This window comes from Flavicella sp., assembly GCF_037132785.1.
Classification (GTDB): Bacteria; Bacteroidota; Bacteroidia; order Flavobacteriales; family Flavobacteriaceae; genus Flavicella.
In genome coordinates, this window is record NZ_JBAHZZ010000085.1 from 1 (window position 1) to 14,534 (window position 14,534).

Sequence of the window (14,534 nt, forward strand, 5' to 3'; positions counted from 1 at the left end):
ACTGTTGCACGTAGCTTATACTTATTTTATGTTTTTATCTTAATCGGACTAAAAATACTCAAATAAGTTTAAGCGGACAATGCAAACACAAAAAAACCTTCGAAAAAGCCCAAAAACCCGCATTAATCTTATACAGTGTTGTAGGTAGTTTTTTATTTTTCATTCAGATTGTCAAAATATTTTTTCCGATAAAACTTATTCACATCTCTTTTTATAGTGTCTGTTTGTGATTTTACAATATAAAATTCAAAATCAGAGTCAGTTTTCTTAAACAAAGAATCGCCAACATTCAGTTTTTCGTGTATAAAAAAAGGAACTTGTTTTTCCCATTTATTGTCAATTAGAATCGGTCTTGTTCGTCCGTTATCTTTTTCAGGTAATAAGCTTGTTATTTTTCCAGAGTACGAGTTATTTCTGATTTTTTTATATTCTTTTTCAAGAAAGCTTTCCGAATTGTTCTGAATTAATGAGATAGAAATAATTACAATAAAAATTGGAATAAATACCAATGCAATACTTTTTCGGATTGTCCTTTCTTGTTTTTTCAATTCATTCTTGTTTTCCATTCTCGTTGGTCAAATTACCTACAACGGTTACTGTATGGTTAGTGGCGTGTTAATATTACAAAATTTTCAGTTTGTCACAGAATTTAATTAAAAGAAATGAACTTGAAATTTAGCACTTTGTAGCCATTAACTATACAGATTGTTGTGCATAGTTTTATTCCTAATAATTCTTTCTTTGTGTTCTCGTTCCTTAAGGGACATTAGACGCATTCGAATTTCATCTGATTTAGATTCGAACATTTTTAACTCGTGTTTCAAACGAGAGAGCTGTCTTTCGTCAAATTCCGCTGGGTCAGAATTGTCTAATATTAAATATTGTTCGTCAATCGAGTTTTTTAAATGACTCTTTCTTTCATGTAGGTAGTTTAACTCTTCGTCTAGACTAATTCTTTCCTTCATTAAAGATTCCCTTACTTGACGATATTTCATAAATTCCTCTTCCTTACGCAAGTGCATTATTCGTCTTCGTTCATCCAATCGTCTTAATTCACGTATTTCTTCAATTGCTTTTTCGTCTACTTTTTCATTTAGAAAATCACGAGCAAATTCTAAAAAACGATCAGATTGATACATGTGAAATGATTGTTCAGCTTCTAATTGAAATTCCTTAATAAGTTCTGGACGTGGGCTAATTGTTTTCCCCTTAAATCTTACCCACCAATCTTCTTTTCTATCATCAGTTAACAGAATCACTCCTTGTTTAAGGTCCTTAGATTTTTGAATTATTTGTTTCCAAACAATAAAATCACCAAACTTTCTTGAATTAAGAGTAGTACCATCATTCTTACTAGAATCTTTATAACCGGGCGGAACTTTGTTATTGAACCTTAATTCTCCTTCCGTACAAATTTCTTGAAGTTCTTCTTCTGTAAATTCATTACCTACTTTTTTGTCAAATAAAGATTCAATTTTTGCTAATATATCGTCTTCTGTAATTCTATTATTATGAAAACCTTTATTCTCCTCTAATTGCTTACAGATTTCTTCATTTAGTGACGTGAATTTTTTGAGAAGTTTATCAGACAGGAACGGATGCTGTCTTGAATTATGAAACTCCTTTTCAATTAATTTTAAAGAAGAAATAGTCTCTTCATAAGACTTTTCTTGTTGGCTAATAACACCAAGTCGGTTATTAAAAAACTCTTGAGCAGATTGGTGAGGTATCCATATTCGTTTTTTAAGCTTATTTAAAATCTTTAAAAACTCTTCCCTGGTTTCATCAGAGTAGCGATATAAATTTAGTAAAATATTCGCATCTAAAGTAAATAAAGCATTTTTCCAAAGCTCATTTATCTCCTTATCTGTCAGCTTAAAATAGCCTGGGAATTTTGATTTCATATGTTTCCTTTAATTATGCACAACGGGTTTGAATATGGAAAGTTGCGGGTTTTATAACGCAATTTTCCTGCGTTCAAATATATTATTTTTTTGTTTTAGAACCATTCTAATTAACTGAATTAAGCAATTTTTTATATGCGGTGTTACCAAACGTTTTTCCTTTTTAAATCGCTAATATTTCAGAAATCATTGTCTTATATTCTTGAATATTTCTTTCATATTTTTTCTGAACTCTAATCCATAATATAACTCCAACTGCTAAAATTGTTGTTCCAATTAAATACATTGAAGCACCGCTACTTTTTCCTGAGATTACAGCAATCAAAAAACCCAATCCCACCGACATATCTGTAAATATTACTAATTTCCACAAAAAGTGTTGATTAAAAGAAATTTCTACATCGGTCTCATTTTCAATATCTGTTTTTGATAATTTTCCATTTACAACAATGCTGTTTAAATAGAACAAGTACCATGCATATAGAATCCGTTTACGGATTTTAAATGTTATTGAATTATTCTTATCGTGATTCATATTAAACACTAATCCGTTAACAGATTCAAGTGCGAACTCAATATTTTTACTAATCTCTTTAGGACTACTTTTTACTTTAAAATTCCATTTTTTCATAATATCGTGTTCAATGTTTGGTAACGGATTTGTATAAGATTAGTGTGGGAGGTAGACAATTCGTGAATTGTCAGCCGAGCCACAAGCTTATACTTATTTTATGTTTTTATCTTGTTGACCTAAAAATACTCAAATAAGTATAAGTGACATTATAAACAAGTACAAAACTTTGAGAAATCTATAAAATACCCACATTAATTTTATGCGGTGTTGGCAGTAGTTTTCTAGTCGTTATCGATGACTTCAAATATTCTTGGTTCTAAAGTTGAAATGTTTAGTCTTAAAATCTGATTTACTTTATGTTTATAATCATAGGTTAATACTTTATTTATAATTTCTTTATCTTGAAATTCATATTTAATTATTGCATAATCAGTTTTTCCTTCCTTGTGCTTTACTCCCTCAAACCCTATAACTGTTCCGAATATAAATATTCCGTTTTTTTCTAATTCTTTAGAACGATATTGATTTCTGGTATATGTCGTAACTATAATTATTCCAATTGCAATTATTGAAATACTCAAAATGTATAGAAGTTTTCTTTTCGTGCTATAGTTATTCACATCTAGAAAAAGAAAAGTAATCGTAATAAGTGACATTACAATTAAAGCATTTGAATAAGGTCCAACATTGTCGTTAATTAGAAAGTACTTGTAAGTAGACAAGTAATATCCAGTTAATATTAGTAATCCACATATTACTAATATTATGATTTTATTTTTTCGAGAAGTATTAATTGATGACTTCATTTCCTAAAGTAGGATAAATATAATTCTAGCAATAAATAATATAGCTCCGAAAATAACTGATGTTTTCCACCACTTTTTCATTGGTTTGAAATTTTCATTATTTGTTGTTTTAATATATAGTCCAAATCCAATCAGAAGAAGAGGAATTAATAAGTCTTGTATGTTTTGATAGTTCATTTTTCTTGTTTTTTTTATTACTGCCAACGGATTTGTATATGAAATTTTGCGTTTTAAAGGGCACAAAACTTCGAATTAAATATAAACAAAATAAATAAGAGTGTCACATAAAGTTAGCCAAAGTCAAGCAATTTTTTATATGCGTTGTTAGGTTTAGTGTTAGCTTTAGAAAAACAAATTAAAATTATAAATCAGAGTTTTAGCTTTTTATTTTTAAGCGTTGGCAAATTGCTGACGTAGGAAGCAAAACTCACAAACAATTTAAAACATTATGAATTATTTAAAAATAGTATCTTTAACAACAAGATTTGTATCATATCTTTTTTCTATAGATTTTTTACTTTCAGTTTTAGGTGGACTTTCTGGGTCTGTAGTCGTTTGTTTAATTAGAGGCTGAATAAACAGTGTTCCCAATGTGCCCACTACAAAGCCAATTAAATATTTAACCGCACCAATCTTTAATCTTTTGTCTTGAAGTAGATATTTTTTAAGTTGATATTTAATGTTGACTTTCTGAAAGACGTTCAGATTTAGAGATATTTTATGCTCTATGCAGTTCTGGTCAAAATAACTTATATAATATTTATATCCATTTGGAGTCATAGCTTTTATTGATGGAAATTTTCCAAACTTAAATTCAGAATTGTTTTTAGGATATCTAAATTCACCCTTAATGTCTAGCGGAATATCTGAAATTGAGACAATATGAATATCACCATGTTCTATTAAAACAGTACAATCTTTAAATTGGGTTGTGTTGAAATGATATTTTCCGATTAGTTTCATAAAAACAAATTTTTAATAAATATAGGTTTATTTAATCCACCTTTTTAAAGTGATTAAAAATTAAGATATAACAAGATGTCTACAGTCCGCACGAAAAATAGAAAAAGTAACAATAAGCTATCAATGATATTATGGATAACAAAAAACAATAAAATGTCAATTTCTCAAAAAAGGAAAAGAATTTTAAGGGTTTTATTTTTGTCCATGGAAAGGCTACTTTTTCCTCGCTCTTATATATCTCTTCTAGTTTTTTCAGATAAGCCTTCACTTCAGACTCTAAATAAAATATTTCGTAGAATAAAAGTGCTTGAGAAGAGAGGATACTCAGTCCGACTAAAGCTATCGATATCAGGAATAGCACCTTGGGAGTTTGGTCAAGATCAGATGAAGGTTTTAAACCAATTAAAAGAGCGAGCAGTCCAACCAATATTTGACTTAAGGACTTTATATATGAATAGTATGACTTGTCTCTGTCGTTCACGAGCCTGCTGTGACCATCAAGCACCTCAAGATAAGTTTTCAAATTCTCAGGATTTTTCATAAAGTATTGTATTTAAAAGGGCTTGAGTAAGAAAGGGGAAAAATAAAAAGTGGATTAAAATGATAAATTTAACAAATATATAAAACTTGCTAACATTACACCTAACTAGTTATATGTATATAAAACACATCGAATAACAGTGTCAGCTGCATGATAACGATGTGTTTTTATTGTTTTCGGTAAGTTTAATTGAATTTTACGTTGTTCTAGTTGTTAAGTTTGTTTTTTAAAATTTTTGATATTTTGTTTATGAGTGATGAGTCTATTTTATACGTGTTTGATGACTTATTTAGAGTACTGTCGTCTATTGGAGAGTACAACACAAGCAAATAATCATCGTTCATTTCACTAGCACCTATGGCAAGTGTCGATGTTGCCATACTTAATCCATTTATTAACATATAAAACTCATCGGTATCACTTACTAATAAATACCTTTCTCCTAAATAAGTTACTAATTCCGATGTGTGTTGCTCTTCGATTATAACAGATGAGAAATCAAGGTTGTTATCGTCGTCAAAAAGATACAACATATTATAGCCTAATGATGTAGTATAAAGAATTGACTCGTCAGTTTCGGCATCTGGAGTTCCTAGGCTATCTTCTAGCTGACTTCTTGAGATTCCAAATTCCAAATTTGGAGTAGGATATAATGTGCTTTTTGGTGTAACTGTAATAATTTCTTCTTTTGTTTCTTCTCCGTTATCTAAAATAATTGTTGTTTCACCCACACGCCCTACTTCAACAAGACCAGTGCTTGATACACTTGCGTGAAATTCATTTTCAACAGAGTAAGTTATTGCTGAAATTGAGGACGCCTCTATTTGATAGGTGTCTTCGAAATAAAGAGTTTTTTGGTTAGGCTCAAGAGTTATACCGTTATCGCTTTCCTCGTCACTTGAGCAAGAAATAAATAATACAACTGTAATAAGTAATAGTAATTTTTTCATAATAATCATAATTTTTGTTTTAAATATTTATTTTAGTTTAATACTTCATGCGACTGCTCTAGCTGCAAGGTTTCTCTATATTGTAGCGCTTTGCTTTGTTTTTTGCTTTACTTACTCAATGCTTTTAATATTCTCCCTTCGTTAATTACAATGTCTCTAAATAAAACGTGTGGAAACTCTGTGTATCTTGATTTTTTAAAAGCCTCAGAAATATTCAATAGAGTAGATGCAGTAACTAAAGACAAATTCATTTCGGTGTCCATTTCACAGTCCGTTACAAAATCATCACTAAATTCAGGTGCTTGAAGTTAACGCAAAAACTTTAGCAATATTTTGACTGTCAACCGATTTCAGCCCTTTATTTGTCGAACTTAAAATCTTATCAATTTCTTTACTGTTTATTGGTTTTTTTGAAATTATATTGTCAATAATCTTTATAAACGAGTTTTTTTCTAATGAACCAAGTTTATCTAATATCTTTTCTAATTTCATAGCTGTTTATTGTTTTCTTCAGATGTTCGTTTTTTTTACTGATCCAAATATTATTGAATCTTGTTCTTAATGTATTGATTCGATTAAAAAGATTCCTTTAGCTCTCGCATCATTTGTATTGTATCAATACATCTTACTTCAAAATGGCTACACACATCGGGTATCTTTACACGACTTTTTCTGTTTGGTTCACTTGTTTCGTATGTCACAATTGTCCAACCATTACTCATTGCAAAAGCAACAAGCCAAGGGTCGGCTAAGTCCGTTGATAAGAATTCTGCAATAGCTCTTTGACTGTAATGGTGAGACATAGAATTTACCCAAGTAACAATTGAAATGTAATTTGCAATTACAGAATCTGTATTAATAAAAAAGTCAGTTGGTAAATTATCTTGACACCAAACTTTTAATTCATCCTCGTGTGAAGAGTTATCATAAATCTCAGTTTTTACTTTGTCGATACTTACAATAACATCATTTGCAGAAAGTTCATTAACTTTTGTCCAAAAGCTTAATACTACATCCAAAGGATATATAGATCGATGAGCCTGTATTAAAAAATTGGAATCTATTATAAATTTACTCATACTTGATATAAATAATCGTTAATAAATTTATCATAGGTGTTACCTTTAAGACTTGTCAATTTGTATGCATCTCTGTATAATAGATTCTTTTCGTTAACAGCATTATTTACATAACCTGCAAAACGTAAACTAATCCTCTTTTTAGCTGTCGCGTAGAAATCACCTCCAGATCCTTGGTTTTCTTTTTTCTTGTAAAACTCAGAGATATAATCATTATAAAATTCGAAAAAATCATTTTTACTTATTAGACTTAAATCTAAAGCTCTACGAGCAACAACAATAGGACTAACTTTAAAGATTCTACTCAAAGACTTGAAGTTTTGAGAGCTTTTCCATTTATCATATAGATATGCTGCAGGTACTAAAAACTCTGCTGCAACTTGATCGCATAAAATTTCAATTGGGTCATCAGCAGGTAGCATTTGTTGATTGTCAAAACCAGCACTTTTTCCGAGCCAGATATGAGCCAATTCATGAATAATGGTAAACATTTGCGCTGCTTTTGCATCAGAAGAATTTATGAATAAAAATGGAGCTTTATTATTTACTAAAACAAATCCACGACATTCATTAACATCAATTACTCTTCTCGTATTGTTTCCTACAATTCCATTGAAATTCACGATAATTCCAGCCTCTTCTATCTGTAAAGTTAGATAATCCAATGCTTGTTCCCAGGTAGAAAATTCTTTAGCCCAATCTTGTGTTAATTGGAGTGTGTTTCTGATATCATTAACGATCTCATTACAGTCATTATTAATGTCAAATTCCCCAACAAAGTTGAGGTCATCATAGCCTGTTTCTTGTAAATATTTAGTAAGCCATAATTGTCTTTCCTTAATTATTTGAATAGTATGATAGACATTAAGAGATACTTTTTCACGTGGAGAATCACCTGTTCTAAAAAAAGGAATTGGTAATTCCTCCTTTGGGGGCTCTTGCATAAACATATAACCAAAAGGAACGTGTACTTTATGAGTAAAGTTTTCTAGCTGTTTGATTGTTGGTTTTTTAGTCCCTTCAACCCATTCGGCAACATTTGTATTTTTTTCATAAAACTCTTCAAGATCATTACCAGCTCTGGTAATGGCCCAATTTAGGATTTCAGATTTTATGTTTTCTATTCTTGTCGCCATATAGCAAGATACTTGGTTTTTTTTATTGAAGCGTCGTTAATAACTATTTTTGTGTTGTTAATTTAAAACTCTGACAGAACCTTTAGTACGTTACATATATAAGAACATTCTGCAACGTTGATTTCGAAGTCTGGAAATAATTTTTTATCCTTGTTTAATGAGATTAATTGTAAAATTCCTGTGTCAGGGTTATGTGTTTTAACTTTTTTGAATATAATTCCTCTTGTGTTGTGGAAGAAACAAAAAACTTTTACGCTCGTAAAATGAAGTTTGTTTTTCCAGTGTATTTTTGGAATTGATCTGCAATATGCCCAATCTCCTTCACATAAGCTATATTTAGAGCCATCAAAGTCGTTGGTACTATCATCCATGCTGATTCCTTCTACTTCTATTTTAAACCATTTAGAGCCATTGCTCGAGGCTTTTTTAACAGAAAGCTTTTCTACTTTTAATTCGTTCAGCAACAGATCATCGTAATACGCGTTCTCCAACCCTCCCCTACCCTTTATGGGAATTACAAGCACGCTTTTCTCAGGAAGCTTATCTGTATCGATAACTTTTCCTTCGGGAACGTGTTCTATTTGAGGCATGTCTTTTATCATTGGTCCCTCTCCAGTTAATAGCCAGTCTTTATTAACTTGTGGGAATCTTAAATGAATTTTTTCAATAGTTGATTTTGAAGCCTTTCTTTTTTCGTTTAGGATACGACCAATAGTAACATTATTATTTATTCCAATTTCCTTGCTGAAGCTGTTTTTATTCAGTTTGAAATGATTAATAAGGTTTTCTATTCTTTCCCAAGACTCCATTTTAACTCATAATTATAGTTAGTATAAATCAAATCTATGCAAACAGTTAGTGTTATAGGTATTTAGAATGCACTATAGTTAGTAAATAGCTTGCATAAACACTAACTGTTTGTATATTTGTAATATGCTACTACACAAAGATATTGAAAAGAAACAGTAGTACAAAAGAAAACAGCTCAAATACCGAATATTAGGGTGAGTAAAAATCGATATATCATTACAGCAAATAAAAATCATTAATTTTTAATTCAAATTTTATGAAATTTTTTAAGTCAGACGAACAGGAAGTAAGGTTCTTAACCATTGCGACACTCATTTGTCTAATATCATATATAATTCTTTCAACAATAAGACAATTCCAATTATGAGACCAATTCGAGCAAACAATTTAGTTTTAGGAAATTCCTCCAGCATTTTTTTAGCAAGTTCTAAATCAACTTTAGATTTTTCAAATTCAAGATCTTCTTTTTCTCGTTTTTTATTTATGTCAAGATATAATTTTGTTAAACCTCCATTATTTATAAAAGTAGCGAGGCCAGTATTTTCAGTTATAAAAGAAAATTCATCTCTTTCTGTTGGACCTACTAAATTTATCAGTCCTAAATTTTCTACGTATTTACAAAGGACAGTTGCACTGTCTTTATTACCCATAAACGTATATATAACTTTTTTTTCTAACAGGTCTTTGGTAAGTAATTCAATTAAGAGTTTGTCTCCTTTTTTAGCTAATTCCTTTGTAAGATTCATTCCTTTTGAGTGTGATTGGTAATGTTTTCGAATTATAGATATATAATAACACGTTCATTGATTTTTTGTTTTGTTTATAGTTTTTTAGAAAGAATCTCGATTGTACTGGAAAGGCTTCGGTTGGCTTCTGCTAGATTTTTATTAGCTTCTATCAGAGATTTAATTTGAGATTTATCTGTATCAGGATCCGTTTTGTTTTCTGGTTGATAGTTAGGTGAGGGGTCTTTTTCTAATGGTTGAAAATTGTTGTCTATATAACTGTTATATAGTTCTATCGTTTTTTTGAATGGTTTCTTAGTCTCACCATTGATAAACTTATCAGCTCCAACTTGACTAATCACCTTAAGATCCTTTTCGATCTTATATCCTGTGATGCCTTTTTCTTTGAAAATCCTAAGTATTTCTGATGCGTTTTTCAAAACCTGTTATTTATAATCGATATAAACAATAGCCGTACGTATAACTTTTATACTATAACTCTTCTTTAAAACATATAACTGTTATATATTTGTAATGTGCTACTACACAAAGATATTGAATTAAAAGGGTAGGACAAAAGAAAACAGTTCAAATACCGAATATTAGGGTGTAACAGAAAAGAAAAAAAATGGTGAAACAGGACAGAAATATAATCGAGCAACTTTCAAAAACAGAATTATTGGGTAACAAGAGTTCTAAAAAGGTTTTTAATCGAATTGTATTAAGATCGTTTAACCGTGCAAGTTCTTCTGAAAAAGAAAAATTTATTGGAGCCTTGGCTCTTAAATATCATTTGGATTGTGCTGATGAAATTATCAACGCAATTGAAATTAAAGGTTTTCAAATATCATTTTAAAAAAATAACGCTATGTCAAATTTCAAAAGATTTCAAGTTTATCCAGTTCAAACAATTTTTGTGTGCAACCCAAAAGGAGAAATAGCCATTACTAAAATAATGGCTCAGCCAATACAGCAGTACAGAGCTGCAGTAGCTAACACATATAGGTCAACTGTTAATTTTTAGACATGGAATTAAGCAAAACAGAATTTAAAGTATCAGCATATATAGGCTCTGGTTATGACGTGAAGGAAGTAGCCAGAGAGTTACACAGAAGTTACCACACCGTAGCGAGTCATGTTAAAAACATAAGGGCTAAAAACGGCTTAAAAAATTTAGCTGAGATAACAAGGGAGTTTGTTTTGGAATTTGGAGATCCAAGACATTATATAGCGATGATTTTTATGCTAATTCAACTAGGCGTTGTTTTTAGTGATGACAAAGAAGAAATGAGATTATCGAAAAAAGGAAGAGCCAGAACGGCAAAAATTATAAAAACACGAATAGGTAGAACAGGTATAAGGTATGACGGATAAAGCAGAAAATTTGGAAAGAATAGACAACATCAGGTTCTTATTTGATAAAATCATCAAGGACAACAAAAACGATTTTTATAAAAAAGTTGCTGAAGAGTTTGCTTTAAAATCATCATCTGTAAGAGTTGGATGGTTTACCAGGTTTGACATTCCAGAGCGATATAAAATTCAAGATAATTTAATTGCTTTTATGCAAAATTACATTGTAAATCAAAAATAAGTTGGTATGGCAAGTCAAAAATACATAACGGGTTATAATAATCTAGCCAATTATTTAGGAATGAAACTTTCAACGGTTGAAAAGAATGTTCAAAATGGAATTATTCCAAAAAGGAAACTAGGAGTCAATGCCATTTTTATAATAGAAGAGGTTGATAATGTAATTTCTGATATTCAGAATTAACAATAATTCTTTCGGCATAAGTCGCCAGACTTTAAAATGGTCACGTTCATTGGCCGTGTAGGGCTGCATAATACTACACATCTTTTTCATAGCAATTTCCCACCTCTTGACAGGAGGTGGGTTTTATGAAAAAACATAATCAATAAAAATTAGAAACATGTACACAACACAGGAAGGAATAATTGTAACAGAGCGTATAAGCGACGGTAGAACGTCGGTTTTTGATACTGAACTTGACGCAAATGTATATGCAAATTCAACAAGGAGCTACCCCTACCCTTTGTATAAAGTTGCAAAAAACGGAAAGCGAACTCACGTTGGGTTTGCCGTTCCAAAATAAAAAAAGCCACTCTAGGAAAGTGGCAATCTAAACCGAAGTTTAATAAATATTAAAAATCAAAAGTAATGGAAACATTTAAATTAAAAAAGCTAAGCCTTAGAAACTTCAAGGGAATTCGTGAATTAGTCATTGATGACTTCAAAGATGAAACGAACATTTATGGAGACAATGGAACGGGAAAAACAACCATATTTGATGCGGTTATGTATTTGTTGTTTGGAAAAGACAGTTTAGGATCTGCTAAATTTCAAGTTAAAACGTTAGACCTAAACAATAATGTGATTCCGAAATTAGAACATGAGGTTTCGGGAGTTTTTGAGGTCCGTGGAAAAGTGATTGAGATTAGAAGGGTCTTAAAAGAAAAATGGGTTAAAAAAAGAGGCGCTTTATTGCCTGAATTTGTAGGAAACGAATCTTTGTTTTATTGGGATGATGTTCCTAAACAAGCAAAGGAGTATCAAGCAAAAATCAATGAGATTCTTGATGAAGGCGTGTTTAAGTTGATCACAAACCCTCTTTATTTTAATAGTTTAAAATGGCAAGATAGAAGAGAGGTTTTGATTCGAATAGCTGGTTCTCTAACGGATAATGAAGTTGCCGAAGGGAACCAAGAGTTTGTCAAATTAATTACAGGATTACAGGACAAAACTATTGAAGAGTACAAAAAAGAATTGGCATCAAAAAAGAAGAAACTGAATGTTGACCTAAGAGCTATACCTACGCGAGTGGACGAAGCCACCAGAGGGCTTCCTCAGCCAGCGGCTTTTGATAATGTTAGGTCTTGTGTTGAAAAGTGGGAAATTGAGCTCAAAGAGATTGACGCTTTATTATTAGACAAACACAAGGTTCTAGAAAGGCACCAAGAAGAAAAATCAAACCTGTCAAAAGATATTCATGCGGCAAAAACGAAAATGGACACTCTTGAGTTTTTGGAAAAAGAAAACATTCTCGAGATCGAAAGGAAAAGAGGGTCTGCATTAAAAAAAATAGAGTTTGATTTTATTCTAAAAACCGAAACTAGCGAAAGGTTAACACTTTTTATTGACTCGCTAAAAGGAAGAATTGAGGCGCTTGTCTCTGAAAAAAACAAACTCGGTGAAAAATGGGAAATGGAAAACGCTAAATCTTTTGTTTTTGACAAAACAAGAAACTCGTGTCCTTCTTGTAAAAGAGAGTTTGAGGGCGAGGACTTAGAAAGCGTAAATACTCTAAGAGAGCAGATGACAAGCAATTTTAATGCAAATAAAACAAGAGAGCTTGAGCAAATTAACACAGAGGGACAGGATGTTGTAAGGAATTTTGAGAAAGCGAGGCTTAATCTAGAAGAAAAGGAAACTGCTTTAATAGCTCTGAAAAAAGAAGCTCTTGTCTTAGAAGAAAAAAGCAAAGAAGAGGCTGAGCGCATAGCACTATCAGAAGAAGGGTCTTCTTTAGCGCTTGCTCTCTCTAACAACATCGAATACCTGGATCTTATAAATAAACTTGAGGTTTTACAGAGTAAAAATATTATTCCAATAGCGGTTGATGATACTGAGCTGCTTGAAGAAAAAACCAAGCTTAGTGCCGAAATTAAAGAAGCTTCCGAAACACTCTTTGACGAAGGCGTGATAAAAAAAATCAATCAAAGAATTGTCTTGTTAAAAAGCGAAGAGGGTCAATTGTCTCAGCAAATTTCAGATCTAGAATTGACAGAATTTACGGTTGAATTATTTATCAAAACCAAGATTGAGGCTTTAGAGAATAAGATCAATCAAAAGTTTAGCTATGTGAAGTTTAAACTTTTTGAAACTCAAATCAATGGAGGTGAAATTGAATGTTGTGAGGCCTTGGTTAATGGAGTTTCTTTTTCTGATTTAAACAACGCTGCCAAAATCAATGCCGGATTGGATATCATAAATACATTGACAGAATTTCATAAAGTGTCAGCACCAATATTTATAGACAATAGGGAAAGTATAAATGATTTGATTAAGACTCAAAGTCAATTGGTGAATTTAATTGTTTCCAAAGATGACAAATTGAGAGTAGCCTAAACAACAACCAATTTCATTATAAACGTATAAAATTCAAATAAAAATGACAACAACAAATACAGAAGTCACTACCATTAAAAAAGATATTTCAGTTCAGGTCTTGGAAAAAATAGATTCATTTCAACAGTCAGGCGAATTGACCTTGCCAAAGGACTATAAGGTTGAAAACGCTTTAAAATCAGCTTATATAATTTTAGCAGATCCAAAGAATAACCTTCTTAAAAAATGCACTACAGAATCAGTGGCAGAGGCTTTGTTGAAAATGGTTATTTATGGTGTTTCTCCTATAAAAAAGCAATGTTACTTTATTCCTTATGGGGATAAATTAGACTGTTCAATTTCTTATGCAGGAAATATTTCTATTGCGAAAAGATATGGTGGCCTTCAGTGGATTAAAGGGAATGCAATTTTTAAAGGTGATGAGTTTGCTTTTGAAGTAGATCAAAAAACAGGAAGGAGGAAATTAATAAATCATCTACAAACTCTAGAAAGTATTGGGAGTGCTGATATTATTGGAGCCTATGCGGTATATGAATTAACTGACGGATCAATGGATATGGAGGTAATGAATATTACACAAATAAAAACGTCTTGGAATCAAGGCGGATCTAAAGGAGGATCTCCCGCTCATAAAAATTTCCCTGACCAAATGGCGATTAAAACAGTTTTGAATAGAGCCTGTAAATTATTGATCAGCTCCTCTGATGACTCTGTATTGTATGATCCTTTGGAGGAAGAAAAAATTGATGTTCAAAAATCTGATGTAAACCAAGAAATTGAAAAGAACGCAAACAAGGAATCTATTTCTTTTGATAACGTTGAAGAGGCAGTTGTGGTAGAAGAGGAGCCAAAAGTAGAATTGCCAAAAGAAACTCCTAAAAGAGCATTTTAAGAAA

General features: G+C 31.2%; 20 protein-coding genes. 7 read left to right on the forward strand and 13 right to left on the reverse strand.

What is annotated here, in order from left to right; translation table 11 throughout:
* Positions 1-152: 152 nt before the first annotated feature.
* From V5787_RS05665 to V5787_RS05725, 13 genes are all read right to left on the reverse strand, one after another.
* A complete protein-coding gene (locus V5787_RS05665) occupies positions 153-566 on the reverse strand; it encodes a hypothetical protein (protein ID WP_336892295.1) in 414 nt (137 codons plus the stop codon).
* 126 nt (positions 567-692) lie between these two features.
* Positions 693-1,904, reverse strand: a complete 1,212-nt coding sequence (locus V5787_RS05670) for a PIN-like domain-containing protein (RefSeq protein WP_336892296.1) — start codon at positions 1,902-1,904, stop codon at positions 693-695.
* A gap of 163 nt (positions 1,905-2,067) precedes the next feature.
* A complete protein-coding gene (locus V5787_RS05675) occupies positions 2,068-2,535 on the reverse strand; it encodes a DUF423 domain-containing protein (protein WP_336892297.1) in 468 nt (155 codons plus the stop codon).
* A 224-nt stretch (positions 2,536-2,759) separates the two neighbouring features.
* The gene (locus V5787_RS05680; protein WP_336892298.1) at positions 2,760-3,284 is read right to left on the reverse strand and encodes a hypothetical protein; all 525 of its coding nucleotides are present in this window, start codon (positions 3,282-3,284) and stop codon (positions 2,760-2,762) included.
* Positions 3,285-3,737: 453 nt separating this feature from the next.
* Positions 3,738-4,247 carry a hypothetical protein gene (locus V5787_RS05685; protein ID WP_336892299.1) on the reverse strand — a complete coding sequence of 170 codons (510 nt, stop codon included), beginning with the start codon at positions 4,245-4,247 and terminating at the stop codon, positions 3,738-3,740.
* A gap of 747 nt (positions 4,248-4,994) precedes the next feature.
* Positions 4,995-5,738 carry an Ig-like domain-containing protein gene (locus V5787_RS05690; RefSeq protein ID WP_336892300.1) on the reverse strand — a complete coding sequence of 248 codons (744 nt, stop codon included), beginning with the start codon at positions 5,736-5,738 and terminating at the stop codon, positions 4,995-4,997.
* Between the two features lie 107 nt (positions 5,739-5,845).
* A complete protein-coding gene (locus V5787_RS05695) occupies positions 5,846-5,989 on the reverse strand; it encodes a hypothetical protein (protein WP_336892301.1) in 144 nt (47 codons plus the stop codon).
* A gap of 43 nt (positions 5,990-6,032) precedes the next feature.
* Positions 6,033-6,230 carry a hypothetical protein gene (locus tag V5787_RS05700; RefSeq protein WP_336892302.1) on the reverse strand — a complete coding sequence of 66 codons (198 nt, stop codon included), beginning with the start codon at positions 6,228-6,230 and terminating at the stop codon, positions 6,033-6,035.
* Positions 6,231-6,313: 83 nt separating this feature from the next.
* Entirely contained in the window at positions 6,314-6,817 is a 504-nt protein-coding gene (locus V5787_RS05705; protein ID WP_336892303.1) for a DUF4411 family protein, read from the reverse strand.
* On the reverse strand, positions 6,814-7,953 hold the full coding sequence (locus V5787_RS05710) for an ImmA/IrrE family metallo-endopeptidase (RefSeq protein ID WP_336892304.1): 1,140 nt from the start codon (positions 7,951-7,953) through the stop codon (positions 6,814-6,816). The genes V5787_RS05705 and V5787_RS05710 overlap by 4 nt, the downstream gene beginning before the upstream one ends.
* A 62-nt stretch (positions 7,954-8,015) precedes the next feature.
* Positions 8,016-8,762: a hypothetical protein gene (locus V5787_RS05715; protein ID WP_336892305.1), complete on the reverse strand. Its 747-nt coding sequence runs from the start codon at positions 8,760-8,762 to the stop codon at positions 8,016-8,018.
* A gap of 312 nt (positions 8,763-9,074) precedes the next feature.
* Entirely contained in the window at positions 9,075-9,509 is a 435-nt protein-coding gene (locus V5787_RS05720) for a hypothetical protein (protein WP_336892306.1), read from the reverse strand.
* A gap of 74 nt (positions 9,510-9,583) precedes the next feature.
* The gene (locus V5787_RS05725) at positions 9,584-9,928 is read right to left on the reverse strand and encodes a hypothetical protein (protein ID WP_336892307.1); all 345 of its coding nucleotides are present in this window, start codon (positions 9,926-9,928) and stop codon (positions 9,584-9,586) included.
* A 188-nt stretch (positions 9,929-10,116) separates the two neighbouring features.
* Between V5787_RS05725 and V5787_RS05730 the strand changes: the two genes are divergently transcribed.
* The 7 genes from V5787_RS05730 to V5787_RS05760 all read left to right on the forward strand — a co-directional run bounded on the left by V5787_RS05730 (position 10,117) and on the right by V5787_RS05760 (position 14,530).
* Positions 10,117-10,344, forward strand: coding sequence for a hypothetical protein (locus V5787_RS05730; protein WP_336892308.1), 228 nt, complete (start codon positions 10,117-10,119; stop codon positions 10,342-10,344).
* A gap of 170 nt (positions 10,345-10,514) precedes the next feature.
* On the forward strand, positions 10,515-10,862 hold the full coding sequence (locus tag V5787_RS05735; protein ID WP_336892309.1) for a helix-turn-helix transcriptional regulator: 348 nt from the start codon (positions 10,515-10,517) through the stop codon (positions 10,860-10,862).
* Entirely contained in the window at positions 10,852-11,082 is a 231-nt protein-coding gene (locus tag V5787_RS05740) for a hypothetical protein (RefSeq protein ID WP_336892310.1), read from the forward strand. Before V5787_RS05735 ends, V5787_RS05740 begins: the two co-directional genes overlap by 11 nt.
* 6 nt (positions 11,083-11,088) lie before the next feature.
* Positions 11,089-11,265: a hypothetical protein gene (locus V5787_RS05745; RefSeq protein ID WP_336892311.1), complete on the forward strand. Its 177-nt coding sequence runs from the start codon at positions 11,089-11,091 to the stop codon at positions 11,263-11,265.
* A 157-nt stretch (positions 11,266-11,422) separates the two neighbouring features.
* Positions 11,423-11,605 (forward strand): hypothetical protein, encoded by a 183-nt coding sequence (locus V5787_RS05750; protein WP_336892312.1) that lies wholly within the window; start codon positions 11,423-11,425, stop codon positions 11,603-11,605.
* Between the two features lie 65 nt (positions 11,606-11,670).
* Entirely contained in the window at positions 11,671-13,638 is a 1,968-nt protein-coding gene (locus tag V5787_RS05755) for an ATP-binding protein (protein ID WP_336892313.1), read from the forward strand.
* 43 nt (positions 13,639-13,681) lie between these two features.
* Positions 13,682-14,530: a RecT family recombinase gene (locus tag V5787_RS05760; protein WP_336892314.1), complete on the forward strand. Its 849-nt coding sequence runs from the start codon at positions 13,682-13,684 to the stop codon at positions 14,528-14,530.
* Positions 14,531-14,534: the final 4 nt, after the last annotated feature.

Bases quoted from the DNA above. Each gene is read 5' to 3' on its own strand.
- V5787_RS05685 (WP_336892299.1), bottom strand. From the start codon at position 4,247: ATGAAACTAATCGGAAAATATCATTTCAACACAACCCAATTTAAAGAT.
- V5787_RS05670 (WP_336892296.1), bottom strand. From the start codon at position 1,904: ATGAAATCAAAATTCCCAGGCTATTTTAAGCTGACAGATAAGGAGATA.
- V5787_RS05700 (WP_336892302.1), bottom strand. From the start codon at position 6,230: ATGAAATTAGAAAAGATATTAGATAAACTTGGTTCATTAGAAAAAAAC.
- V5787_RS05740 (WP_336892310.1), top strand. From the start codon at position 10,852: ATGACGGATAAAGCAGAAAATTTGGAAAGAATAGACAACATCAGGTTC.
- V5787_RS05750 (WP_336892312.1), top strand. From the start codon at position 11,423: ATGTACACAACACAGGAAGGAATAATTGTAACAGAGCGTATAAGCGAC.
- V5787_RS05705 (WP_336892303.1), bottom strand. From the start codon at position 6,817: ATGAGTAAATTTATAATAGATTCCAATTTTTTAATACAGGCTCATCGA.
- V5787_RS05695 (WP_336892301.1), bottom strand. From the start codon at position 5,989: ATGAATTTGTCTTTAGTTACTGCATCTACTCTATTGAATATTTCTGAG.
- V5787_RS05675 (WP_336892297.1), bottom strand. From the start codon at position 2,535: ATGAAAAAATGGAATTTTAAAGTAAAAAGTAGTCCTAAAGAGATTAGT.
- V5787_RS05760 (WP_336892314.1), top strand. From the start codon at position 13,682: ATGACAACAACAAATACAGAAGTCACTACCATTAAAAAAGATATTTCA.
- V5787_RS05735 (WP_336892309.1), top strand. From the start codon at position 10,515: ATGGAATTAAGCAAAACAGAATTTAAAGTATCAGCATATATAGGCTCT.
- V5787_RS05665 (WP_336892295.1), bottom strand. From the start codon at position 566: ATGGAAAACAAGAATGAATTGAAAAAACAAGAAAGGACAATCCGAAAA.
- V5787_RS05715 (WP_336892305.1), bottom strand. From the start codon at position 8,762: ATGGAGTCTTGGGAAAGAATAGAAAACCTTATTAATCATTTCAAACTG.
- V5787_RS05690 (WP_336892300.1), bottom strand. From the start codon at position 5,738: ATGAAAAAATTACTATTACTTATTACAGTTGTATTATTTATTTCTTGC.
- V5787_RS05755 (WP_336892313.1), top strand. From the start codon at position 11,671: ATGGAAACATTTAAATTAAAAAAGCTAAGCCTTAGAAACTTCAAGGGA.
- V5787_RS05730 (WP_336892308.1), top strand. From the start codon at position 10,117: ATGGTGAAACAGGACAGAAATATAATCGAGCAACTTTCAAAAACAGAA.
- V5787_RS05680 (WP_336892298.1), bottom strand. From the start codon at position 3,284: ATGAAGTCATCAATTAATACTTCTCGAAAAAATAAAATCATAATATTA.
- V5787_RS05745 (WP_336892311.1), top strand. From the start codon at position 11,089: ATGGCAAGTCAAAAATACATAACGGGTTATAATAATCTAGCCAATTAT.
- V5787_RS05720 (WP_336892306.1), bottom strand. From the start codon at position 9,509: ATGAATCTTACAAAGGAATTAGCTAAAAAAGGAGACAAACTCTTAATT.
- V5787_RS05710 (WP_336892304.1), bottom strand. From the start codon at position 7,953: ATGGCGACAAGAATAGAAAACATAAAATCTGAAATCCTAAATTGGGCC.